The organism is Blastocatellia bacterium, assembly GCA_025054955.1.
GTDB lineage: Bacteria > Acidobacteriota > Blastocatellia > HR10 > J050 > JANWZE01.
In genome coordinates this window covers 80,068-104,361 of sequence record JANWZE010000035.1, presented here as the reverse complement: position 1 = coordinate 104,361, position 24,294 = coordinate 80,068, and the positions used below count along the sequence as shown (strand labels likewise).

Sequence of the window (24,294 nt, the reverse complement as noted above, 5' to 3'; positions counted from 1 at the left end):
GTGATGGTACGCGGTCGCATACCTGGTGACGGGCTCATCTGCACAGCTCAGAGCCCGGCGCCCTTTTGGAGCAGTGTTCACATCGTGGCTCCTCGGAAGCAGAGAGCTTCTTGAGCTTCAACTCTCACCGTTGAGATTTGAAGGCGGGCAACTGGTGAACCAACTGCTTGCGTCTCCCTCTCATTATGACAAGCCCTGAAACTCTGTGATGTAGTTTCAGGGCTTGTGTCATTGTGGGCTGAAGCCGCGCCTTATGGCTAGCATCGTCCTGGGCACTGCTTAACATCCAAATGCGTTTGATGATATGATGAAGACGTGTGGATGCGGAGAGTGATTATGCAGAACCGATGGCGAATTTTGAGCAAGTGTGAACTGGTGGCTCTTGTTATGCTATTGTTGATCATGCCGGGCGTCGGCCTGGCAGGCCGTTTCGGCGCGTCGTCCAGCCGTGAGGAAAAGGGCCTGCAAGCGTTGCGGGCCGTCTTTAGCCGACAGGCTCAACCGCCGGAAGCGGAATTACAACGTATCGAATCGCAATTTCCTAAGACGCGGGCCGCCGCGTTGTCACGGCTGTGGCGTGGTTACACCAAGCACAACGCTGGCGATTACCTGGGCGCAGCCGATTTGTTGTCGGATACGTCAGCGCGTTCGGTAATTGAGCAAAAGACCAAGGTTGGCGACCATGCCTGGTGGGTGTTGGCCTCTTCGCTCAATCAGTTAGGTCGGGCTGACGAAGCCGAATCGGCCTATGCCCGTCTGATCGAGATGTATCCTGATTCGATTTTTCTTCGTGAAGCCAGCCTGGCTGCCGCTGCGTTGGCCAGCACGCGCAGCGATGTACCGAAAGCCATTTCCTATTTGCAGCGGTTGATTGAACGCAATGACGCCGGCGCGCTCTGGCAAGCTGCTCAGCTCTACAACCAGATGGGTGATACCAAACGTGCCCTCGGATTATGTCAGACGATTTATTTTGATCTGCCGCCAAGTCAGGAAGCGTTGGAAGCAGAGCAGCAGTTACAGGCTGCTGGCTTGCTGGTGAAGGGATCAACGGCGATTCCGTTTTCTCGTCTGCGATTGCGATTCCAGAATTTATATCAAGCAAAAGCCTATACTGATGCAGTCCAATTCTATGATCGTTTTTTAATGGGGCGTTCAGAGCTCGCCAAAGATGTGCCGCTGATCGTATCTATCGGTCGGGCGCTGTATGAATCGTCGTCGGCGCGGCGAGCCATCGAGCTGCTCAAGGGTGTGAAAGCCGACTCAGATGAGGTTCAGGCCGAAGCCCTGTACGCGCTGGCGGAAAGTTATCGCCGAAGCGGACTGACGGCAGCGTTCGTGGAAACGAGCCAGTCGTTAGTCAAGCAGTTTCCTCGCAGTCAGTGGGCAGCAGCAACGCTCCATTCACGAGCGAACCATCACTTGCGCGCGGGGAACGATGAGCTGGCAATACAAGCCTTCAAGGAGCTCATACGACTCCAGCCACAAAGTCCGTATGCTGCCGAAGCGACCTATCGTGTCGGGATGAAGGCGTATAGCGCCGGACGATTTGATGAAGCCTATAGCTATTTGCTTGAGCATGTGCAGCGACACGTGAACTCCGCATACTACGGTCCGACCATCTATTGGGCTGGACGCGCGGCTGAGCGTGGCGGCCATCCGGCGCGTGCGCTAGCCATCTTTGAGCGATTGCTGGATCGCTATCGCTACACATACTACGGTCAGATGGCAGAGAAGCGGTTGCAGCATCTGCGTGCGGTTCATCGGAATCTGAAGCCACCCAAACCGGACGATGACGCCACATTGGCCAACGCGCTGGCGCAGATCAAGCCGGCCCAGCCGCCGGCAGATGTGACCAATCAAGCTGCGCTCGTGCGCGTGGAGAAGGCGCGGGAGTTGCGGCTGGTGCGGTTGGATGAAGCAGCCGCCAAGGAATTGCAAGTCGCGTTGACGGCTGCGCCGCAGTCACCTTCAGTGAGTTTGGAACTGGCGCAGGTCTATCGTGATCAGGGGCAGTATCGCGCAGCCATCAACGTTTTGCAACAAGCCCATCCAGAGTACACGCTCTATCAAGGCGGTGAAGTCTCACGTGAGGTTGAAGAGTTACTCTTTCCATTGGCTTACTGGGAGACGATTCAACGCGAGAGTCGAACTGCTGCACTGGATGCCTATGTGGTTGCTGGCTTGATTCGGCAAGAATCATCGTTTGATCCCAATGCGCGGTCTTCGGCCAATGCGCTTGGACTGATGCAGATCATTCCGTCCACTGGTCAGTTGGTGGCCCGACGGCAGGGACTGCGGAAGATTGCGCCGTCGCAGTTGTTCGAGCCGGAGTTGAGTATCCGACTTGGCACAACCTACCTGGCTGATTTGCTTCGACAGTTTGGGCGTTTGGAGTATGCGGTGGCAGCGTACAACGGTGGGCCAGCGCGTGTAGCGCGTTGGCTGCGCGAGTCAGGACATCGGGAGATTGATGAATGGGTCGAGAGCATTCCCATCCGCGAAACGCGATTATATGTTCAGGCCGTGATTCGCAACGCTGCCCACTACCGGCGACTTTACGGTCAGCGATGAGCAGAGGGAATCTTCTACTGAAACCATGCGCGGTGATGTGGCTCACCGTGGGGCTTTCAGCAAGCCTTTCGCAAGAGCTGGCGCTCGCCGGCCAACCGGCGACCAAATCACGCGCGCGTCATGCCACAGCCCGGGTCGTCGTGGTGACACAAGAGCCTGGCGTTTCTGTCTACTTGAACGGAGCGTTTCGCGGCAAAACGAATGAGCGCGGTCAGCTCGTGATTCAGCAACTGCCGGCCGGACGCTATCAGTTACGCGCGCGCAAAGTTGATTTCAAAGATTATCGCTCGGAGTTTCGCGTGGCAGCCGGCCAAGTCGAACGGTTGGCACTGCGGTTGATTCCAACGCGCGACCCCGCCGAACAGGCTTATCAACGCGCTGAACAGTGGCGTGAAGAAAGACGGCACGCCGATGCTGTGACTGAATATCAGCGGGCATTGGAACTGCGCCCATCATTTCCGGCAGCTCGATTGGGATTGGCACGGTCACTGCTTGCGCTCAACCGCTACGAGGAGGCTCAACAACAGGCCGAGGCGGCAATTGCTGAACGTCGCCGCCAAGACCCCGAAGGCTACACCGTGCTAGCAAATATCTTGCGCGGAATGGGCCTGTATGAAGAAGCAGTGCAAAACTACCGGCGCGCGCTGCGGCTGGCGCGAAATTTTTCTCCTGAAGCGCATGCTGGCTTGGCCATGACACTGGAATTTATGGATGCTCCTGACGAAGCCATTCCCCACATGCAACAGGCCATTGCCCAGAATGGCGATGCAGAGCCAATCCTCTACAGCTTGTTAGGCACTACGTTGCTGAACGTAAACCGCAAGCAAGAAGCCCTGGTCGCGTTGGAGCGATTTCTCGCATTAGCGCCTGACAGCAACGAAGCGCCGGCGATTCAATCTCTGGTCGAGCAATTGCGCCAAGAGCTACGGCCATAACCCTGCATCCATTTTCCTTCGCACGCCATTTCTGATAAACTAACCGGCCACTACTGGGGAGGACGTATGAGCCAACCGGGGCCGAAAAAAATCACTTCCTATAAGGCGGATAGCTTCACCGAATCGGTCATCCGCGAGATGACCCGATTGGCGCAGCAATACGGAGCGATCAATCTGGCGCAAGGCTTTGCCGATTTTCCTTCACCCGATGTGATTAAGCAAGCGGCGATTGATGCCATCAATGCTGACATCAACCAGTATGCGATTACTTGGGGCGCCAAAGGATTTCGCGAGGCGCTGGCCGAGAAGACACGATGGTCGCTGGGACTCGACGTGGACCCAGAGACGGAAATCACGGTCACCTGCGGATCAACCGAAGCGATGATCGCTGCGTTAATGGCCATTATCAACCCCGGCGATGAGGTGATCATCTTTGAGCCGTTTTATGAGAATTATGGACCTGACGCGATCTTGTCGGGGGCCACGCCGCGGTTCGTGCCGCTTCATTGGCCGGATTGGCATTTTGATCCTGATGAGTTGAGCGCCGCGTTTAACGACAAAACGAAAGCGATTATCATCAACACACCCAACAATCCCACCGGCAAGGTCTTCACGCGTGAGGAACTGCAACTGATCGCTGATCTGTGCCTGCGGTGGAATGTCATCGCTGTGACCGATGAGATTTATGAGCACATTTTGTATGACGACGCTCGCCATGTAGCGATCGCCACGCTCGATGGCATGCGTGAGCGGACGATTACGATCAACGGAATGTCAAAAACCTATAGCGTGACCGGCTGGCGAGTTGGTTATGCAATTGCGCCGGCGGAGATCACCAGTGCGATTCGCAAGGTGCACGACTTTTTAACGGTGGGCGCGCCCGCTCCGTTGCAAGAAGCAGGTGCGACGGCGCTTCGATTGCCGCCGAGTTACTACCAGCAACTAGCCACCGAGTACGCTGAACGACGGTCCACGTTGCTGCCGGTGTTGGAGCAGCTTGGACTGAAGCCTTGCTGGCCACAAGGAGCTTATTACACGATCACTCAGATTGATGCGTTCGGCTTTACTGATGATGTTCAGTTCGCTCATTACCTTGTCAAAGAGATTGGCGTCGCGGTTGTGCCCGGCAGCAGTTTCTATCAAGACCCGCAACGTGGACGTCATCAGGTGCGCTTCTCTTTTTGCAAGAAGATCGAGACGCTTCAGGCAGCAGCGGAGCGGTTGCGCCGACTGGCCTGAGAATGCGCCGACACAGAATCTCTCGAGCGTTCGCGTGCATGCTGGGTAATAAGCGCCCCGTGTGCCCTCAGATTTGAAATCGGCGTTTGCTCAGAAGGATCATTCATGGGCCGGCGCGTGCCACGAAGAGTGCCGAGGAAATTGCTGATGTCGCGCAGCGCGCAGCGAACACCTATGACTTGGCGCGCTGCAGACGCGCTACGATTGGTTGATCTGCTATCCAGACGTTGCACGTCTGGCTACCTTCTGATTGCGCCTGCGGCGTAAGCTGAGGTCGGGCGTTTTCAGAGAAATCGCCCATGTACGATTGGACGCCACGAAGCATGAAAACCTGGGGGCGCCTGCTTCGAGCAGGCCTATTTTCACTGGGCGCAACCGGCAGGCAAGATGCCTGCGCTCACAGAAATGTTCACGGGAGGACAAGATGAGAGCACTGAAATTTGACGGAGCGCTTCGATATGTCAGTGACGCGCCGATGCCACGTCATGAGCAAGAGTCGTTGATCCGCGTTTTGCTCGCCGGCATTTGCAATACCGACATTGAGATCACCCGCGGCTATGCCAGTTTTCGCGGCATTCTCGGTCATGAGTTTGTTGGTGTGGTCGAAGCATCGCCGCAGGCCGAGTTGATCGGTCAACGGGTTGTTGGAGAAATCAATGTGGGCTGTGGCGAATGCGCCGGATGTGCGATCGGTGATGCGCGGCATTGCCCGCGGCGCACGGCGTTGGGGATTGTTGGGCGTGATGGAGCGATGGCCGAGTTTCTCTCGTTACCGGCAAGAAATTTGTTTGTTGTTCCTCCGTCGTTGCGGGATGAGGAGGCCGTCTTCACTGAGCCGTTGGCTGCCGCTGCTCACATTTTGGAGCAGACGCCGATCAATCCGGCGGATCGGGTCAGCGTTATTGGCGATGGTAAGCTCGGCCTCTTGGTGGCGCAGGTGATGCGCTCAACCGGATGCCAATTACTCTTGATCGGCAAGCATGCCAATAAACTGGCACTTGCTCAGCAGTGGGGGATAGAGACACTGCTGGCAACAGAGGCAGCCGACCTGGAAGCAGCCAGTCAGGATTGTGTCATCGAAGCGACCGGCTCAGCCGGCGGATTTGAGCTTGCCCTGCGGCTGGTGCGCCCACAGGGGTGCATCATCGTGAAGTCCACGTTCGCTGGCGGGCTTCATCTTGATATGTCGCGCCTGGTGGTGAACGAAGTGACACTCATAGGATCACGGTGCGGTCGGTTTCCTCGCGCGTTAGAACTGTTGGCCTCGCGTCAGGTGGATGTCACCAGCCTGATTTCAGAGATTGTTCCGCTTGAGCATGGGCTCCGCGCGTTTGAATTGGCTCAGGCGCCCGGAGTGCTCAAGGTGTTGTTACGACCGGTGGAGAGTTAAGACATGGTGATCGCGGGTTGATTCGCCTGAGGGACGCAAGGCTGAAGGTGTTGTTACGACCGATGGAAAGCTGAGACCTTGGGTGTTTCGGATTAGTCGGTTATAATCACAGGCGCATGATACAAACAGAATACGATGACGTGGAGAAGCGGAGCATGGAACCAGTTCCACAGACGGATCACTCCAGTGTACGTTTGACTCGGTCGCCGATGCGCCGGCAGGTGGTGTTGAGTTTACTGGTGGCAGTTGGCCTGCTGATAGGCATTGGCATTGGTATATTCATCTCTCGTGAAGCGTCGGCTCGACAGCAGCACCGGTTGCTTCAGGTGAATCGTTCATGGGAGCCGCCTTCGGTGGCCGTTTCGACGGCGCTGGCGCTCTCTGAAGCGTTTGCCGAAGTGGCGCGTCGGGTTGAACCGGCTGTTGTGCACATTGAAACGGTGGCGGAACCTACGAGCACGTCAGCGTTAGAGCCGTTTGATTGGTTTCATGGTCCACGTCGGCGTCAACGGGGTGAAGGTTCCGGCGTGTTGGTAGATGCGGATGGGTACATCCTCACCAACAAACACGTCATCGAAGATGCCGCTCGGATGCGCGTTCGGTTGGCCGATGGACGCACGTTTGTGCCTCAGATTATTGGCACAGACACCGAGACCGACCTCGCTGTGCTCAGGATCAAAGGTTCTGCGCCCTTTTCGGTTGCGCCGGTTGGCGATTCGGAAGCGTTGAAGGTGGGCGATTGGGTGCTGGCCATTGGCAGTCCGTTTGGATTGGAGCAATCGGTCACCGCCGGTATCATCAGCGCCAAAGACCGCGTCACCGCCGGGCCGCACGCCAATTTTCAACAATTTTTGCAGACGGACGCAGCTATCAATCCGGGCAATTCAGGCGGCCCGTTGGTCAACCTCAAAGGGGAAGTGATCGGCATCAATGCACAGATTTCTACCAGCACCGGTGTATCTAATGGGGTTGGATTTGCCATCCCTACGTCTATTGCGATACCTGTTTACAACCAACTGGTGGCGACAGGAAAAGTCGAGCGCGGCTGGTTGGGGATTGTGCTGGATGAGGTGAAGCCCGAAGCAGCCCGTGTCTATGGATTGGATCATCCGCACGGCGCGCTGGTTCACGATGTAGTCTCTAAAGATAGTCCCGCTGCTCAGGCCGGCATACAGAGCGCCGATATTATTGTCCAGTTCGATGGTCAATCCGTAAGAGATCAACGTCATTTGACTCGTATGGTAGCCTCGTCTCCGATTGGCCGCGTCGTGCCGGTAACCGTCATGCGGGATGGGCGTCGCCTGACATTGCAGGTGAAGATTGGCCCGCGTCAGAGCATCAGTCCTTCGAGCGCCTTGCCAACTTCGGCGCAGAAAGAGTCAACCCGAACCCGCCAGCGCGTTAAACTGGGAGCCAAGTTGCAAATGTTATCGGCGCAAACAGCCCGCTCGTTCAATCTGCCGATTACACAGGGCGTGGTCGTATCGGAGATTGAAGAAGGAAGTCTGGCCAGCGAGCTGGGCCTTCAGACTCATGATGTGATCCTGCGCGTGAATCGCCAGACGATTGGCAGCATTGAACAGTTGGAGGCAATCATCAGCCAGTTGCAATCCGGGGATGATCTGGTTGTTGAAGTCATCGGCCCGCGCCGGTTGTTAGACGGACCCGGGCGACATGTGTTAACAACTGTGGTTCCGTGAGTCATTCAGCAGCAGGGAGAGATTGGTCATGAAAAAACGACAACAGATAATCGGCGCCTGCTTAGTGGTGGTAGGAGTGGTAGCCGTTGATGTGCTGACGTCGGTTGGTGGCTGGCTCTCTTCGGTATCTGATCAGTCCAGCCCGCACGAAGTGTTTGCTCAACGGCGAGGGAACAAAAAGAGGCAGGCTGTGGCGCGTCGTGGTCGTTCTGGGAAGCGGCAGTCAGTTCGTCGTGGCCGCTCTCAGCGAAGCGTGACGGCGCAAAGTCGCCGTAGCCGTCGCTCCGCGGCAGTGAGCCGAAAGCGCATGAACCGGTATCAAGCGCGTCGCGGCCGTGTGCGGCGGAGTCTGGCTCGGTATCAACCACTTCGGCCTGGCTCGCAGATGCCTACTGATCGAGTCTTGGAGATACAGCGCGCATTGATCGAACGCGGATTTCTCGCGGAAGCGACCGGCGTCTACGACCAGGCGACCATTGAGGCCATGAAAGCTTTTCAGCAGGCGGAGAACCTGCCTGTGACGGGAAGGCCGACGGCTCACGTGTTGAGCCGATTGGGACTCTCGCCAAGGCCGGCTCATGAACCGCAGCCGCAACCACCGGCAGAAACGCCCGATGAACCACCGCCGGCAGAATTGCTCGATGAACCACCATCCGTAACATCCGGTTCAACGCAGAGACCACAGGAGTAACAGGTCGCCGAACAAGCAACGTGAAGGCACTCCCGGTGGGCTTCTCGTTGGCCATGGCGATGCCTCAACCAACAAGCTGTTGGACTGACCAGCCTGGTGCGGTGATGGCCTCACCAAGCAACAGGCCGTTGGGTTCACGCCCTGACGGCGTGATACTCCATGAAGTTGGTGCCAACGTGTTTGCCCGCACCGTGAGCAAATACGCACCGACTCTCAACGCCCCAAGATCATCCTCTGGAACGCATGTTGCCGACGCGCACCGCGCACGTGGTGGCTAAGCCTCTTTGGGTCGAAAGATGAGTAGATACACGGCCGCGCCCACAATTGGGAACGCTAAGATCATCACGATGAGAACAACACGCGTGCCAATGTCTTTGTATTTTGATATGACATCGGCAATCGCAATGATGTTGAGCGCCACAGCGACGAGTTTAATCAATGTCCACATTGTTCATTCCTCCAGCGCAGTGAGTTTTGAGCGCACCATTTGATTGACCATTTTGCCGTCCACCATTGCCGTCGCTAATTTTCCCATGACCGCCTTCATCACTTGCCCCATGTCTTTCAGCGAAGCAGCTCCCACCTCCCGAATCGTTTCATCCACGACGCGCTCCAGCTCAGCCTGGCTCAGCATGGGTGGCAAATAGTGTTCAATGATGCGAATCTCGGCTTGTTCATGTTCGGCCAAGTCACTACGTCCGGCTTGCTGGTATTGTTCAACAGAATCTTGCCGCTGCTTAATCAGTGTTTTCATCACCTGGATAACTTCGGCATCACTCAACTCGTGTTGCACATCAACCTGACGATTCTTCAGTGCCGTTTTGATCATTCGTAGAGTGTTGAGTCGGACTTCATCTTTGGCTTTCATCGCCTGGACGAGGTCCTGATCAATTTGCTGACGTAGGCTCATAAGTTTACTCCTTCTCTGAATCACGCTGCCTGATTATGGTAACCGACCATCGTGATTGTGACAATGCAAGCGGTGTTGCAGGGAGCGTAGCCGACCATCGTGATTGTGGCAATGCAAGTGGTGTGGTGTAGCTGAAGCGTTATGACGTTTCGCAAGCACAAGCCCACTCTCTATTGTCATACTTTCGGTCGCCGTCTCTGAAACGACGTGCGCATGAGTGCTGTGCTTGACTGATCTCACCAGCGTGGCTTAGACTTCCAGCTTAGTGAATACTGAGTTCGAGGGCGAGCCTTATGCCGGATGCGATCTTTCCCGAAGCGTTGACCTTTGACGATGTCTTGTTACTGCCGGCTAAAAGCGACGTATTACCGGCAGAGACCGAGGTGACTACATGGTTTAGTCGCCACGTTCGATTGAATGTGCCAATCTCCAGTGCGGCCATGGACACGGTGACGGAAGCTCATCTGGCCATTGCATTAGCTCAACAAGGTGGCATCGGCGTGATCCATCGGAACTTGTCCATTCAAGCCCAGCGCGATGAAGTGGACAAGGTCAAACGCTCCGAGAGCGGCATGATCGTTGATCCAGTGACGATGACGCCGGAGCGCCCCATTGCTGATGCGTTGGCCGTCATGGCGCGATACAAAATCTCCGGTGTGCCAATTGTTGACGAAGATGGCCGGTTGGTGGGCATCTTGACCAATCGCGATTTGCGGTTTGAAACGCGGATGGATTTGCGGATCGCCGATGTCATGACGCGAGAGAATCTGGTGACCGCGCCGGTAGGAACCACGTTGGAAGAGGCCAAAGCTATTTTACGGCGACATCGAATTGAAAAACTGCTGGTCGTTGACAATGAATATCGGCTCAAAGGGCTGATCACGGTGAAAGACATTCAGAAGGCGTTGGATTACCCACAGGCCGCCAAGGACCCATTGGGCCGTTTGCGCGTCGGCGCGGCCATTGGCGCGACAGGCGATTTCCTGGAGCGCGCCGAAGAACTGGTACGCGCGCAAGTGGACGTATTGGTCATTGACACGGCGCATGGTCACACGACGCGGGTTCTGGAGGCTGTCAGGCAGATCAAGAAACGATTTTCACAGGTAGACGTGGTGGCCGGTAATGTGGCTACCTACGAAGGGGCTCAGGAGCTGATCGAAGCTGGCGTGGATGGTGTCAAGGTTGGCATGGGGCCGGGCAGCGTCTGCACGACGCGCGTGATCTCCGGCGCGGGCGTTCCGCAGATTACGGCGATACTCGAATGCGCCCGCGCGACCCGGGCGGCAGGCGTTCCCTTGATCGCTGACGGTGGCATTAAGTTTTCCGGCGATATTACCAAAGCGTTGGCCGCCGGCGCTGATTGTGTCATGATCGGGTCACTGTTTGCCGGCACGGATGAAAGTCCGGGAGAGACGATCTTATATCAAGGTCGCACATTCAAAGCGTATCGCGGCATGGGTTCGCTCGGCGCGATGCAACAGGGCAGCCGTGACCGTTATGGTCAAGAGCGTGAAACGACCATTGGCAAACTTGTGCCTGAAGGCATTGAAGCTCGCGTGCCGTACAAGGGCACACTGGCCATGATGGTTCAACAACTGATCGGCGGCTTGCGTGCTGGCATGGGGTATTGCGGTTGTCGCAATATCGCCGAGCTACAGCAGAAAGCCAAGTTCATTCGCATTACTGAAGCCAGCTTGCGCGAAAGTCATGTGCATGACGTTATCATCACCAAAGAAGCCCCTAACTATCGGCTCGATTGAGGTGGATTCGTGAGCGGCACGGTTCGCTTCCATCGTGTGATTGGCGCGCTGCTGCTGATCGTTGCGTGCATATCGGTCAGCGTCGCGCAGCGTGTTTCCTCCAGTCCGCCCGCCGCCGATGAAAGTCCGACGCCCTCATTTGAGACACTGCGTCGCCAGGCCTTTGATGCGTTGTACAACCTTGATTATGAGACATCGGGCAAACTGTTTCAACAGATCACAGAGGTAGCGCCCGATCATCCGGCCGGCTATCTTTACATGGCGACGCAGGTCTGGATTACTCAATTGAATCGCACTCGGCGGTTGCAAACAGGCCTCTATTCCAGCGCGTCATTTTACAGCAAGACACCTGAACCGGTTGACCCACAGGTGGATCATCAATTTCGAGACTACATTCGCCAATCTATCGAGAAGGCCGAAGCGCGCTTGCAACAGAACGCGCGTGACGTAGAGGCTCGCTATTTTCTTGGCGCGGCCTATGGCGCGTTGGCCGGCTATGAGGCTTCAGTAGCCCGTCAATTTTTCAGTGCGTTGAAAAACGGCTCGCGCTCGGTAGAAGAACACCGAAAAGTGGTGCAGCAAGACCCGACATTTGCTGATGCCTATTTGACTATCGGTCTGTACGACTATATTGTCGGCAGTCTTCCTGTGTGGGCAAAGATTATGGCGGCGCTTGGCGGTATGCGAGGGAGCAAAGAGCGCGGCATCGAACACCTGCAGCGAGCAGCCACCCAGGGGCGATTCGTCAATGATGATGCGCGCGTGTTGCTGATCGCTATCTATGCTCGTGAGGGGCGCTCTCAACAGGCTCTGGAGCTGATTAACCAACTCGCCCGCCAGTACCCTCGCAATTACTACCTGCAAATGGAAGCAGCCATCATGCAGATTCGAATGGGCCGCAAGCAAGATGGCTTCAATGCTTTTGAAGCATTGCTGCAAAACAAGCAATTTGACGACGTCAAAGACTTACTCCACTTCCAGTACGCGCAGACGCTGGCTGCCAGCGGTTATCATGTCGCTGCGCTGCATCACTATCGCCGCGTGACATCCATGCCTCAAGCCAATCGGCAATTGGTTTCATTAGCTCATCTGCGAATCGGGCAGTTGCATGATCTGAAGGGTGAACGTGACGCGGCCATCGCCGCTTACAAAACGGTGCTCAGCCACGACAATGTGTTCGACTCGCATGAGCAAGCACAACGCTACATGCGCAAGCCATACGTCAGTGGCGGTGAGTGAATCAGGTGGCTGGCCATTGACGAGTTGGTCGGTTTATGAGCAGCGCATCTTGTGGCGACAAGCACCTGGTTCTGTGCGTGGACGGCGTTCCGTATGACGCCGTTGAACGACTACAGCGCCAAGGCGTGTTTCAACGATTTTATCCGGCCAGCCGTCTGGTCTCGCCATTCCCTTCGATGACCAACGTCGCGCTGAAGGAATTGTTCGACGCGGCTCCTCCAGCCGGCTATGAGGCGTTCTATTTTGACCGTCAGTTGAATCGTTTGTGCGGCGGCGCCAGCAATTATGTTGGCGACCGCGCCAGTAGTGTTCACGTCCGAACCTATCATCACTTTATTGATTACCAAGAGCCGGTTCATTACGAGTTCCTAGTGTATGTCCTGCCGCAAGAAATTTATCGCGCTGACGTGCAACGATTCCTCGACGCATTTGCGGCCAGCGACAAGCCCGTGTTTGTCGCTTACCTGAAGTCAACGGACGGGTTGATTCATCTGGGTGGTCAGGAAAAGCTGGATTGGGCGATGCGCTGGCTGGACGATCAATTGCTGGAGTTATCCGAGATGTATCATGGCGGGCTGCGCATGACGCTGTTTTCCGATCATGGCAATTACATGATGCGCGGTCGGCGCTTGTGGCTGAAAGACCATCTGCGGCACTGGCGCTATCAAGTCGGCTCGCGGTGGCGCTCGGAAACAAGTGTGGTGGTGCCTGAATTCGGGCTGGTGGGGTTTGCTTCGATTTATACACCGGCTGATCCTGCCGCGTTAGCCCGCGAGTTGGCCGAAGTGGAGGGTGTTGATTTTGCCATCCATCGCTGTGAAGATACGGTAGTCGTCAACAGTCGCACTGGTCAGGCTGTGATTGTTCATGATCGAACGAACGACCGATACCGTTATCAGGCAGACGATGCTGACCCGCTTGAGCTAGCAGCGGCGCTCCGCCAGTTGAAAGATCAAGGCCGGATTGACGCTGACGGCTTTGTTCAAGACCGCGACTGGTTTGAAGCGACCGTGGATCACCATTTTCCTGACATTGTGCGGCGCGCTTATCAGGCGATGTCTGAGCAAGTCGTCAATCGCGCTGATATTCTGCTGAGCTTGCAGGATGGCTTCTATGCAGGTCACGTCCTGTTTGATGGGATGGTGGAATTGGTCGCCACACATGGCAGCGCGCGGGCTACATCGTCAACCGGTTTTATGATGTCTACAGACCGACCGTTCCCGCCTCATCTGCGCGCTTCGGATGTGCCGGCCTTTCTGCCGATAGCTTCCCACCAGTGAGCGCTACAGGCAGATGTAATGGCTGCGTGAAAACGCACTTTCTCCTGCCGAACACGAAAATTTTCTCAGTTGCCAGTTGTTCAGTGCTGGTGTAGAATTCCGGCTCTTTCAATTACGACAGTCGTGAAAAAATCAATAACAGGGGTTGAAAGCAACGAGCATGAACTGAGTCAACGGGGGTCAAGCGGTTTCATTGTATGGTGGGTTCGTGTGTTGAGGAGTGTAGATGGCGCAAATCTTTCATCGCAGCACCAACGTTATTGCTAAGGTCAGTATTCTCGGCGCTGTGTTCATTATCGGTGGAGTCGGCTGGATCGCCTCGGCCATTAATCGCTCGTCGTATGTCACACAAGTGAATGTGGTCCGGGAACAGCCTGTGCCGTTTAGTCATCGGCATCACGTCGGTCAGCTCGGGATTGATTGCCGCTATTGTCACACATCAGTGGAGCAGAGCAGTTTCGCCGGTATTCCGCCGACGGAAACGTGCATGACCTGCCATTCGCAGATTCACGCCAACAGCCCGATGTTACAACCCGTGCGAGAGAGCTGGCGCACCGGCAAGCCGCTGCCGTGGGTTCGGGTTCATGATTTGCCGGAGTTTGTCTATTTCAACCATAGCATACATCTGAAAAAGGGCATTGGATGCGTGACCTGTCATGGCCAAGTAGAACAGATGGCGCTCATGTGGCAGGTGAACACACTGAACATGGAGTGGTGCTTGCAATGCCATCGCGAGCCGGAAAAATTTGTGCGCCCACGGGATCAGGTGTTCAATTCAACGTGGCAACCACCCAACGGCGATCAGTTGGCCATCGGCCAGAAGCTCGTCAAAGAATACAACATTCAGAAACTCACCGATTGTTCCGTGTGTCACCGATGAAGGAGACGAGACGCGAGGCGCTGTTATCGCAGGAGCGCCTACCCTCTGGCTTGTGTCACCGATGAAGGGAGCGAGGCGCGAGCAGCCAAAGACATCAAGGATCGTGAGATGAAACAGGAGAAGCAAAGCACGAGTGTGAGCACAGAGCGATCGGGGATTGTGCGTGACGATTTTCAATCCGCAATCCCTCATCTGGATTTGGCCTCGCTTCGTCAACGCTTGCAGAGCCAGCCGGGGCCAACCTTTTGGCGTAGCCTCGATGAATTGGCCGACACGGAGGAGTTTCGCCAATTCCTGCACAGTGAATTTCCGCGCGAGGCAACAGCCGTAGACCTGTCTGATCCTGTCAGCCGACGCCGTTTCCTCAAGCTGATGGGGGCGTCGTTGGCGCTGGCCAGCGCGAGCGCCTGCACACGACAGCCGACCGAACGCATTTTCCCGTATACGCGAATGCCGGAGGAGATCATTCCGGGCAAACCGCTCTACTATGCCACAGCGATCCTGCAAGGCGGCGTTGCCACAGGCGTGCTGGTCGAGAGCCACATGGGACGACCGACGAAAGTCGAAGGGAATCCCCAACATCCTGGTAGCCTGGGCGCAACCGATGCGTTCACCCAAGCGTCCGTGCTGATGCTTTATGATCCTGATCGCTCGGCGGTCGTCTCCAATGCAGGAAACATCAATTCATGGACGGAATTTGTCACCGCCATCAGCCAGGAACTCACCAAGCAAAACGACACGCGCGGGGCCGGCCTACGCATTTTGACGGAGACGATCACCTCGCCGACATTGGCTGATTTGCTGCAATCGTTATTGGTCAAGTATCCAGCGGCGCGATGGCATCAGTATGAGCCGGTCGGACGAGACAACATCAAAGAAGGCGCCAAGCTGGCATTTGGTCAGGTGGTCGAAACCATCTATCGGTTGGATCAGGCGCGAGTGATCGTCTCGCTGGATGCTGATTTTCTCTCGGACTGCCCCGGTTCTGTGCGGTATGCGCGCGATTTTGCTGAGGCACGGCGCGTGAGTGACCAGCGGCCATTCATGAATCGGTTGTATATGCTCGAAGCCTCGATTTCATTAGCCGGCGGGATGGCTGATCATCGGTTGCCAGTTTCGACCAGCCAGATCGAAGCGATAGCCCGTGCGCTCGCTGCCCGACTGGGCATCATCAGTGATGGAGCGCCCGAGTTGCCGATGCGCCACCAGCAATGGGTCAACGCGATGGCGCAAGACTTGACCGCTCACCGTGGCGCGAGCGTGGTGCTCGCCGGCGAGTCGCAGCCGCCGCTGGTGCATGCTCTGGCTCATGCGATGAACGACGTGCTCGGCAATGTCGGCAAGACAGTCGTTTATACCGATTCGATTGAAGCCAATCCGGTGAATCATCTGGAATCGCTGCGCGAGCTGGTGGCGGACATGGACGCCGGTCGTGTGCAGTTGTTGGTGATGCTTGGCGGCAATCCAGTGTTGACCGCGCCTGCTGATTTCCAATTCGGCGAGCGGTTGAAGAAAGTAGGATTTCGCGTTCATCTCGGTTATTACGACGATGAGACCTCCGAGCTATGTCATTGGCATGTGCCTCAAACACACGAGTTGGAATCATGGGGCGACGCGCGCGCTTACGACGGCACGGTGAGTTTGATTCAGCCATTGATTGCGCCGCTCTATCAAGGTCGGTCGCCGATTGAACTGGTGGCAGCATTATTAGGTCAATTCGACCCTTCGGGGTATGAGCTTGTCCGCGCGTATTGGCGGCGACAAAATCCGACAGCCGATTTCGAGCAGTGGTGGCAAACCGCGTTGCATGATGGCGTCGTGGCTGGAACGGCGCGGCCACCTAAGAACGTGACGCTCGATTTGAACAAAATTAAATCACAGCTTGGAAACTCACCTACGCCGCCGCTTCAGCCTGATGCGTCATCACTGGAAGTTGTGTTTCGTCCTGACCCAACGATTTGGGATGGCCGTTATGCCAACAATGCCTGGCTTCAGGAATTGCCCAAGCCGGCAACCAAGCTGACGTGGGATAACGCCGTGCTCGTCAGTCCGAACACGGCTGAGCGGTTGAGTCTCAACAGCGAAGATGTGGTCGAACTGCGCTTCAAAGATCGCTCCGTGCGCGGAGCGGTCTGGCTGACGCCGGGCCTGCCGGAGCGGTCAGTAACCGTGCATCTGGGTTATGGGCGTACACGCGCCGGGCGCGTCGGCACAGGGCTGGGCTTCAATGCGTATCAACTGCGTCGCTCCGATGCCTACTGGGCCGGCGACGGCTTGGAAGTGATCAAGCTGGAACAACGCTATCAGCTCGCCTCGACGCAACATCATCATAGTATGCAAGGCCGCCATCCGGTTCGCGTGGGCACATTGGAGCAGTACCGCAACAACCCTGACTTCGTGAAAGACATGGGCCATGAACCGCCGCGCGACCTGACGCTCTATCCTGAATATCAGTATGAAGGAAATGCCTGGGGCCTGGCCGTTGACTTGAATGTTTGTACAGGATGCAATGCCTGTGTGATTGCGTGCCAGTCGGAGAACAATATCGCGGTTGTCGGCAAAGAGCAGGTGGTCGTCGGCCGTGAGATGCACTGGATTCGCATTGACCGTTATTATGAAGGCGATTGGAGCGATCCGAAAATCTACAATCAACCGGTCATGTGCATGCAATGTGAGAACGCTCCGTGTGAAGTGGTTTGTCCGGTGCATGCGACCAATCACAGTCGCGAAGGATTGAATCAGATGGTCTACAATCGCTGCATCGGCACGCGCTACTGCGCTAATAACTGCCCGTACAAAGTGAGACGATTTAATTTCCTGCTGTACTCTGACTGGGAGACGCCGACGCTGAAGTTGCAGCGCAATCCTGATGTCACGGTGCGCAGTCGGGGCGTCATGGAGAAATGCACGTATTGCGTGCAACGGATTACCGCTGCCCGCATTGAGGCGAAAAAACAAGACCGCCCCATTCGCGACGGCGAGATCATGACGGCCTGCCAGCAGGTCTGCCCAACGCAGGCCATCGTGTTTGGCGACATCAATGATCCGGGCAGCCGCATCTCCAAGCAGCGCGCTCAGTCGCGGCATTATGGCCTGCTGGCCGAACTCAACACGCGACCACGCACCACCTATCTAGCTCGATTGCGGAATCCGAATCCGCAACTGGAGGCGAGTGAGTCTCAAGGATAACCAAGCGTATGTCTACAGAAACGAGCGAGCGATCCATTCATAGCATTCACCCCTCCGAAGCGGCGGCTATACGTTCTCGTCCATCCTCTATTCTCGGTGCCGGCCATACGTTTGGGTCAGTGACCGATAAGATCAGCGCCCTCGTCCTGACTCGGAAAACACCGCGCGCGTGGTATATCGGTTTCGCCCTTTCGTTCTTGTTGGTGATGGCGTTGTTGTACGCGCTGGGGACATTGTTCGCCATCGGGGTCGGCATTTGGGGCATCAACAATCCGGTGGGTTGGGGATTTGATATTATCAATTTCGTCTGGTGGATCGGCATCGGCCACGCCGGCACATTGATTTCAGCCATCTTGCTCCTGTTGCGTCAAGAGTGGCGCACCTCGATCAACCGATTCGCTGAAGCGATGACCTTGTTTGCTGTGGCGTGCGCCGGCATCTTTCCGCTGGTTCATACCGGGCGACCGTGGTTGGCCTATTGGTTATTCCCCTATCCCAATACAATGGGCATGTGGCCGCAACCGCGCAGTCCGCTGCTCTGGGACGTGTTCGCCGTGACAACCTATGCGACGGTCTCATTTCTATTCTGGTTCGTTGGCCTGATCCCAGACTTTGCCACAATGCGCGATCGCGCCAAGAGCCGATTCGTCAAGATTGTCTATGGTTTCTTTGCTATGGGTTGGCGCGGCTCAGCGCGACATTGGCATCGTTACCAGACAGCTTATCTGCTGCTGGCCGGATTGGCCACGCCGCTGGTGTTATCAGTGCATACCATCGTCAGTTTCGATTTCGCTGTTTCGCTGATTCCCGGTTGGCACGCGACGATCTTCCCGCCGTATTTCGTGGCTGGAGCGATCTACGCTGGGTTTGCTATGGTGCTGACGCTGGCCATTCCGCTGCGCATGGTCTACGGACTGGAAGATTTCATCACGATGCGCCACCTGCGCAACATGGGCAAGGTGATGCTGGCCACCGGTTTGATCGTCGCCTATGGCTACATGATGGAAACCTTCATGGCCTGGTATAGCGGGAATCAGTATGAACAGTACATGATTACGAATCGTTTGCGCGGGCCGTATGCAGCCATCTACTGGGCGCTGATGATCTGTAACGTTGTCGTGCCGCAATTGCTCTGGCTGCGTCGCTTTCGACATAGCGTGCTGGCCTTGTGGGTTATTGCAATGTTTGTCAACGTTGGCATGTGGTTAGAACGCTTCGTCATCATCGTCACCAGTTTGCATCGTGATTTTCTTCCATCATCGTGGGGCATGTATTACCCGACGCAATTTGACTGGATGACGTTTATCGGGACGATCGGATTGTTCCTGATGCTGATGTTCCTATTTGTTCGTTTGCTGCCGGTGATCTCGATCTTTGAAATGCGAGAGTTGGTTGAGAAAAAGGCCGGCGGGCATGGCTTGGAACCGAGCCCGGCTGTGGCAGACTGAGTTGGCTGAGGAGTTGTTCATGTCGTTCGGGATGAGACCCAGAAACGATGAAAACGGAGCACAGGCGGGAACGCCTGTGCCACATTCTCAAGGGAATCGCCCTATGCTATGGCACGCCACGAAGAATGAAAACGGGGGCACGGGCGGGTACGCCTGCGTCACATGTTCAGGGCGATTCCAAGATTGGCGCAATGCCAATGGTGAATGAGCAATGAGCAAGAACGCTCCAATCTATGGCCTCATGGCCGAGTTTGAGGCGCCCGACCATCTGTTGGCAGCGGCGCGCCGCGCTTATCAAGAAGGCTACCGGCGGATGGACGCCTACTCGCCGTTTCCCGTTGAAGGGCTGGCCGAAGCAATTGGGTTTCATAAGAACAGGTTGCCGCTGATCGTTCTGATTGGCGGGTTGCTCGGCTGCATCGGCGGTTATTCGCTCTTTTACTTCACCGAGGTGATTGATTACCCGCTCAACGTTGGAGGACGACCACATCACAGTTGGCCGGCATTCATTCCGATCGCATTTGAGACGACTATTTTGTTAGCGGCATTCGCGGCGGTCCTTGGCATGTTGGCTTTGAATGGACTGCCGCAACCGTATCATCCGGTGTTCAATGTGCCGGAGTTTACGCGAGCCAGCCGTGATCGTTTCTTTTTGTGCATTGAATCGCGTGATCCGAAATTCGATCTAGAGGCGACCAGGAAGTTCCTGCAGAGCCTTGGCGCTGGGAGGGTCTCTGAAGTTGAAATCTGAATTGGTCTTCATTGGTTGCATCATCCTTCTCTGCTTTGTGGTGTCGGCGTGTCGTCAGGACATGCACGATCAGCCCAAATATAAACCGCTCGCCGGTAGCACGTTCTTCGAGGATGGGCGCTCGGCTCGTCCCCTGGTTGAAGGGACGGTGGCGCGTGGTCATTTGAAAACGGACGAGCTTCTGTATACCGGCAAGATCAGCGGTCAGTTCGTTGATCAATTTCCTATGCCGGTTAACCGGGCTTTGCTGGAGCGTGGGCGCGAGCGATACACGATTTATTGCTCGGTCTGTCACGGTCAGGATGGCGAAGGCCGAGGCATGATTGTTCAACGCGGCTTCAAGCAGCCGCCATCGCTTCACGAAGAGCGATTACGTCGGCAGCCGGCAGGCTATTTCTTCGGTGTGATAACGAACGGCATTGGGGCGATGTATTCATACGCCTCGCGCATCACGCCGGAAGATCGGTGGGCGATTGCCGCATACATTCGCGCCTTGCAATTGAGTCAGCATGCCACACTGAATGACGTGCCGCCCGATCAACGGCAACGGTTGGAGGCGACAAAATGAGAGAGGTCGAAGCACTCAAGCCAACGTTCGAGCGTGTGCAACGGCAGGCGCTCATCGTGGGAGGTGTGGCGCTCGCGCTCAGCGTCATAGGACTTTTCTTCGATACGCCGCAGTTCTTTCGCTCGTATCTGGTCGCCTATCTGTACTGGATCAGCCTGCCGCTGGGGAGCTTCGCCCTGTTGATGTTGCATCACCTGGTGGGCGGCGGCTGGGGATTCGCGATTCGACGGATGATGGAAGCAGCGACGCGGACGTTTTTGCCGATGGCGTTGTTGTTTTTGCCGATCGTATTGGGCCTTGCTCATCTGTATGAATGGACGCATGCGGATGTAGTGGCCAAAGACGAAGTCCTACGCCATAAGAGCAGCTATTTGAACGTGCCGTTCTTTCTGGCGCGCGCGGCCATCTACTTCATCGTGTGGATCGGGTGGTCCTATCTGCTCAATAAATGGTCATTCGAGCAGGATCGAACGCATGATCCGTCGTTAACTCGCCGCATTCAGGATATGAGCGGACCGGGCTTGTTGCTGTTTGGCGCCACGGTCACCTTTGCCTCGGTGGATTGGGTGATGTCATTGGAACCGCACTGGTATTCGACAATCTACGGCATCATCTTTATGATCGGCCAGGGACTGACAACGCTTGCTTTCATGATTCTGCTGTTGTCACGCCTGTGGCGTCGTCCGCCGCTGGTTGGCGTCGTTGAGGTTCAGCAGTTCCATGACCTGGGCAATTTGCTGTTGACGTTTGTTATGTTGTGGGCGTACGTGGCGTTTTCCCAATTCCTGATTATCTGGTCGGCGAATCTACCTGAAGAAATACCCTGGTACTTGCGACGGACGCAGGGCGGCTGGAAAGCCGTCGCAGGGGCATTGATCCTCTTCCATTTTGTTGTGCCATTCTTCCTCTTGTTGTTGCGGGTGACCAAGCGCGTTGCGCCGCGGATTGCGCTATTGTCGCTGGCCATGTTGTTCATGCGATGGGTTGATCTGTTCTGGATGGTGACGCCCGCGTTCTCTCATGGCGAGGCAGTCGGCCTCCATGTGCACTGGCTTGATGTGACGACGTTCGTTGGCCTCGGCGGATTATGGCTCGGTTTATTCTTCTGGCAACTGAAGGAGAGGCCGTTGCTGCCGCTGTATGATCCGCGGCTGGAAGAATCGTTGCACGGCGCAAAGGTGTTGCATCATGGATAAGAATCTGCATTCGAGTGAGCAGAATGGTCATGCCCATGAGACGACTGATGTGCAGATACGTCCATTGGTCATCTTTGGTATCGGCCTGGCCGTTCTCACTGTGATTGCGTTGTTGGCGATGTGGTTGACATTTGACCGTCTTCAGGCACGCGAAGCAAGCAAAGCCCTACCACCTTCGCCGCTTGCTGGTGAGCGGCCGCCGACGCCGGAGCCTCGTTTGCAAGTGACGCCGGAGGCCGACCTTGAGCGATGGCTCGCCGCTGAACGCGAAAAGCTCAATTCCTATGGCTGGGTCAATCGAGAGGCCGGCATCGTGCGCATCCCAATTGATCGAGCCATCGAGTTGATCGCCGAACGCGGATTGCCGACACGAGCAGAGAGCCATCAGGCAGCAGAAAATCAAGTGCAACAAGCGCAAGGCACGCCCCCAGCGCAGGCGCCGAGCCGCTCAGCAACACGCTAGATTTTGAGGGAAGTTCTATGAGACTGCACACCGGAACAGGGGCAGCAACAACCAAGAGCTGGCGGAGATACGTCGGTTCTGCTGTGCTGTCAGCCATCGGCGTCATGTACATTGCCTGTGGTTTGTTACCATTGACAGCGCAGGCGCAGGAATTGAACGCTGGGATGCAGCCGGCGGAGCTGCGCGACGTCGGCATTGATCAACGATTGAATGAACAGATTCCGCTTGATCTGACATTCCGTGATGAAACCGGCAAGAGTGTTCAACTGCGCCAATACTTCAATGACAAGCCGGTCGTGCTCATCTTGGCGTATTACGAATGCCCGATGCTCTGCACGATGGTGCTCAACGGCGCGCTGCGAGCCTTCCGAGCATTGTCATTTGACGTAGGCGATGAGTTTCAGGTCATCACCGTGAGCTTTGATCCAAGAGAAACGCCGGAGCTGGCTGCGAAGAAGAAAAAGAGCTATATGGAAGCATACGAACGAGCAGGGGCAGCAGATGGATGGCATTTCCTCACAGGCGATGAACCGGCCATCAAAGCGCTGACGCAGGCTGTAGGATTTCGCTACAAATACGACCCTGAGACCGAGCAGTTTGCGCACGCCAGCGGGATTATGATCCTGACACCGCAAGGTCGGCTGTCACGCTATTTTTACGGGATAGATTATGGACCGAGAGATGTGCGTCTGGGCTTGGTGGAAGCCTCTGAAGGCAAGATCGGTTCGCCTGTTGACGCCGTGCTGCTGTATTGCTTCCACTATGACCCGAAGACTGGCAAATATGGAGCCGTCATTATGAATATCGTGCGCGTGGCCGGGGTGAGCACACTGGTCATTCTCGGCACGTTTATGATCGTGATGTTCCGTCGGGAGCGGCGGATGAAGGTTCGTTAATCAACAGAAACCTGATGTGCGGGAAACCGAATGTGGGGGAAATCCGAAATCCGAATATCGAAATCCGAAACAATCTCAAAATCCGAAATCCAAATGTTCCAAACGTGACGGAACGACGGCTTTCGGCTTTCGGATTTGGTCATTGGAACATGTTTCGGCTTTCGGATTTGATCATTGGAATTTGTTTCGGATTTCCGATTTGGGATTTAGATTGTTATGTGGGAAGAGTTTCCATTGATACCTCCGCAGGCGTCCACGTTCGCTGAGCGCGTGGACATGCTCTACTATTTCATTACGGGCGTCAGCATTTTCTTTGGCGCGCTGATATTCCTTCTGGTGATCTTCTTTGCCATCAAGTACCGTCGTCGTTCGGAAACGGAGGTGCCCAAGCCGGTGCATGGATCGCTGGCGTTGGAGTTGACGTGGTCAATCATCCCGTTTTGCCTGGCGATGACGATGTTTGGGTGGGGCGCTTCGATTTACTTCGATATGTATCATCGCGTGCCGGAGAACGCGTTGGAAATCTCCGTGATTGGCAAACAGTGGATGTGGCATTTCCAGCATCCCACCGGTCAGCGCGAAATCAACACATTACATATTCCAACGGGGCGACCCGTCCGGCTGACGATGGCGACTGAAGACGTGATTCATAGTTTGTACATACCGGCCTTTCGCGTCAAAAAAGATGTGGTGCCGGGACGCTATACGACGCTTTGGTTTGAAGCCACGCAGCCGGGCACCTACCATCTGTTCTGCGCCGAGTATTGCGGAACGAAGCATTCGCAGATGGGCGGTTCGGTCATTGCGATGGAGCCGGCGCACTATCAACAGTGGTTGGCCAGCGTTGGCGCTCAAGCCGAGGCCGCGCCGACCGATCAGATAGCTGCCGCTTCGCCTGTTGAAGCGGGACAGAAGCTGTTCCGGCAACTGAATTGTCATACTTGTCACATGGCCGGTCCGCTTGGAATGGGACCAAGCCTGATCGGCATCTTCGGCCAGCGTGTCACGCTGGAGACCGGCGAAACAGTGAGGGTAGATGAGGCCTACATCCGGGAGTCCATTCTCGCGCCGAGGGCGAAGATCGTATTGGGCTACAAGCCGGCCATGCCGACTTTTCAAGGACAGGTTACCGAACAGCAGATCATGCAGCTTATCGCCTACATCAAGTCATTAAAATAAGGAGTTCTT

20 protein-coding genes are annotated in these 24,294 nt (G+C 55.8%); 18 read left to right on the top strand and 2 right to left on the bottom strand.

What is annotated here, in order from left to right; genetic code table 11:
* Positions 1-336: 336 nt before the first annotated feature.
* From NZ823_04945 to NZ823_04920, 6 genes are all read left to right on the top strand, one after another.
* Positions 337-2,571, top strand: a complete 2,235-nt coding sequence (locus NZ823_04945) for a transglycosylase SLT domain-containing protein (GenBank protein ID MCS6804477.1) — start codon at positions 337-339, stop codon at positions 2,569-2,571.
* A gap of 47 nt (positions 2,572-2,618) precedes the next feature.
* Complete coding sequence (locus NZ823_04940; GenBank protein MCS6804476.1) at positions 2,619-3,506, top strand: tetratricopeptide repeat protein; 888 nt, start codon at positions 2,619-2,621, stop codon at positions 3,504-3,506.
* A gap of 66 nt (positions 3,507-3,572) precedes the next feature.
* Positions 3,573-4,745, top strand: a complete 1,173-nt coding sequence (locus tag NZ823_04935) for an aminotransferase class I/II-fold pyridoxal phosphate-dependent enzyme (protein ID MCS6804475.1) — start codon at positions 3,573-3,575, stop codon at positions 4,743-4,745.
* Between the two features lie 424 nt (positions 4,746-5,169).
* A complete protein-coding gene (locus tag NZ823_04930; GenBank protein MCS6804474.1) occupies positions 5,170-6,135 on the top strand; it encodes an alcohol dehydrogenase catalytic domain-containing protein in 966 nt (321 codons plus the stop codon).
* A 155-nt stretch (positions 6,136-6,290) separates the two neighbouring features.
* Positions 6,291-7,835 (top strand): Do family serine endopeptidase, encoded by a 1,545-nt coding sequence (locus NZ823_04925; GenBank protein ID MCS6804473.1) that lies wholly within the window; start codon positions 6,291-6,293, stop codon positions 7,833-7,835.
* Between the two features lie 28 nt (positions 7,836-7,863).
* A complete protein-coding gene (locus NZ823_04920) occupies positions 7,864-8,526 on the top strand; it encodes a peptidoglycan-binding protein (GenBank protein ID MCS6804472.1) in 663 nt (220 codons plus the stop codon).
* A gap of 274 nt (positions 8,527-8,800) precedes the next feature.
* Here the strand turns inward: NZ823_04920 and NZ823_04915 are convergent, their stop codons facing one another.
* Both NZ823_04915 and NZ823_04910 read right to left on the bottom strand, forming a co-directional pair.
* A complete protein-coding gene (locus tag NZ823_04915; GenBank protein ID MCS6804471.1) occupies positions 8,801-8,974 on the bottom strand; it encodes a PLDc N-terminal domain-containing protein in 174 nt (57 codons plus the stop codon).
* A gap of 3 nt (positions 8,975-8,977) precedes the next feature.
* Entirely contained in the window at positions 8,978-9,436 is a 459-nt protein-coding gene (locus tag NZ823_04910) for a GatB/YqeY domain-containing protein (GenBank protein ID MCS6804470.1), read from the bottom strand.
* Positions 9,437-9,729: 293 nt separating this feature from the next.
* On the opposite strand from NZ823_04910, the gene guaB reads away from it, so the two are divergent.
* The 12 genes from guaB (at position 9,730) to coxB (ending at position 24,285) form a co-directional block, all read left to right on the top strand.
* Complete coding sequence (gene guaB / locus NZ823_04905) at positions 9,730-11,196, top strand: IMP dehydrogenase (GenBank protein ID MCS6804469.1); 1,467 nt, start codon at positions 9,730-9,732, stop codon at positions 11,194-11,196.
* Positions 11,197-11,205: 9 nt separating this feature from the next.
* Positions 11,206-12,435, top strand: coding sequence for a hypothetical protein (locus tag NZ823_04900; protein MCS6804468.1), 1,230 nt, complete (start codon positions 11,206-11,208; stop codon positions 12,433-12,435).
* A gap of 35 nt (positions 12,436-12,470) precedes the next feature.
* Complete coding sequence (locus NZ823_04895; protein MCS6804467.1) at positions 12,471-13,715, top strand: hypothetical protein; 1,245 nt, start codon at positions 12,471-12,473, stop codon at positions 13,713-13,715.
* Positions 13,716-13,941: 226 nt separating this feature from the next.
* On the top strand, positions 13,942-14,595 hold the full coding sequence (locus NZ823_04890; GenBank protein ID MCS6804466.1) for a cytochrome c family protein: 654 nt from the start codon (positions 13,942-13,944) through the stop codon (positions 14,593-14,595).
* A 108-nt stretch (positions 14,596-14,703) separates the two neighbouring features.
* On the top strand, positions 14,704-17,784 hold the full coding sequence (locus tag NZ823_04885; protein MCS6804465.1) for a TAT-variant-translocated molybdopterin oxidoreductase: 3,081 nt from the start codon (positions 14,704-14,706) through the stop codon (positions 17,782-17,784).
* Between the two features lie 8 nt (positions 17,785-17,792).
* The gene (nrfD, locus tag NZ823_04880) at positions 17,793-19,232 is read left to right on the top strand and encodes a polysulfide reductase NrfD (protein ID MCS6804464.1); all 1,440 of its coding nucleotides are present in this window, start codon (positions 17,793-17,795) and stop codon (positions 19,230-19,232) included.
* A 211-nt stretch (positions 19,233-19,443) separates the two neighbouring features.
* Positions 19,444-19,983, top strand: a complete 540-nt coding sequence (locus NZ823_04875) for a DUF3341 domain-containing protein (protein MCS6804463.1) — start codon at positions 19,444-19,446, stop codon at positions 19,981-19,983.
* Positions 19,973-20,551, top strand: a complete 579-nt coding sequence (locus NZ823_04870; GenBank protein MCS6804462.1) for a cytochrome c — start codon at positions 19,973-19,975, stop codon at positions 20,549-20,551. The genes NZ823_04875 and NZ823_04870 overlap by 11 nt, the downstream gene beginning before the upstream one ends.
* Positions 20,548-21,747, top strand: a complete 1,200-nt coding sequence (locus tag NZ823_04865) for a hypothetical protein (protein ID MCS6804461.1) — start codon at positions 20,548-20,550, stop codon at positions 21,745-21,747. Before NZ823_04870 ends, NZ823_04865 begins: the two co-directional genes overlap by 4 nt.
* Positions 21,740-22,210: a hypothetical protein gene (locus tag NZ823_04860; protein ID MCS6804460.1), complete on the top strand. Its 471-nt coding sequence runs from the start codon at positions 21,740-21,742 to the stop codon at positions 22,208-22,210. The genes NZ823_04865 and NZ823_04860 overlap by 8 nt, the downstream gene beginning before the upstream one ends.
* A 17-nt stretch (positions 22,211-22,227) precedes the next feature.
* Positions 22,228-23,106, top strand: a complete 879-nt coding sequence (locus NZ823_04855) for an SCO family protein (protein ID MCS6804459.1) — start codon at positions 22,228-22,230, stop codon at positions 23,104-23,106.
* Positions 23,107-23,322: 216 nt separating this feature from the next.
* Positions 23,323-24,285, top strand: a complete 963-nt coding sequence (gene coxB, locus NZ823_04850; protein ID MCS6804458.1) for a cytochrome c oxidase subunit II — start codon at positions 23,323-23,325, stop codon at positions 24,283-24,285.
* Positions 24,286-24,294: the final 9 nt, after the last annotated feature.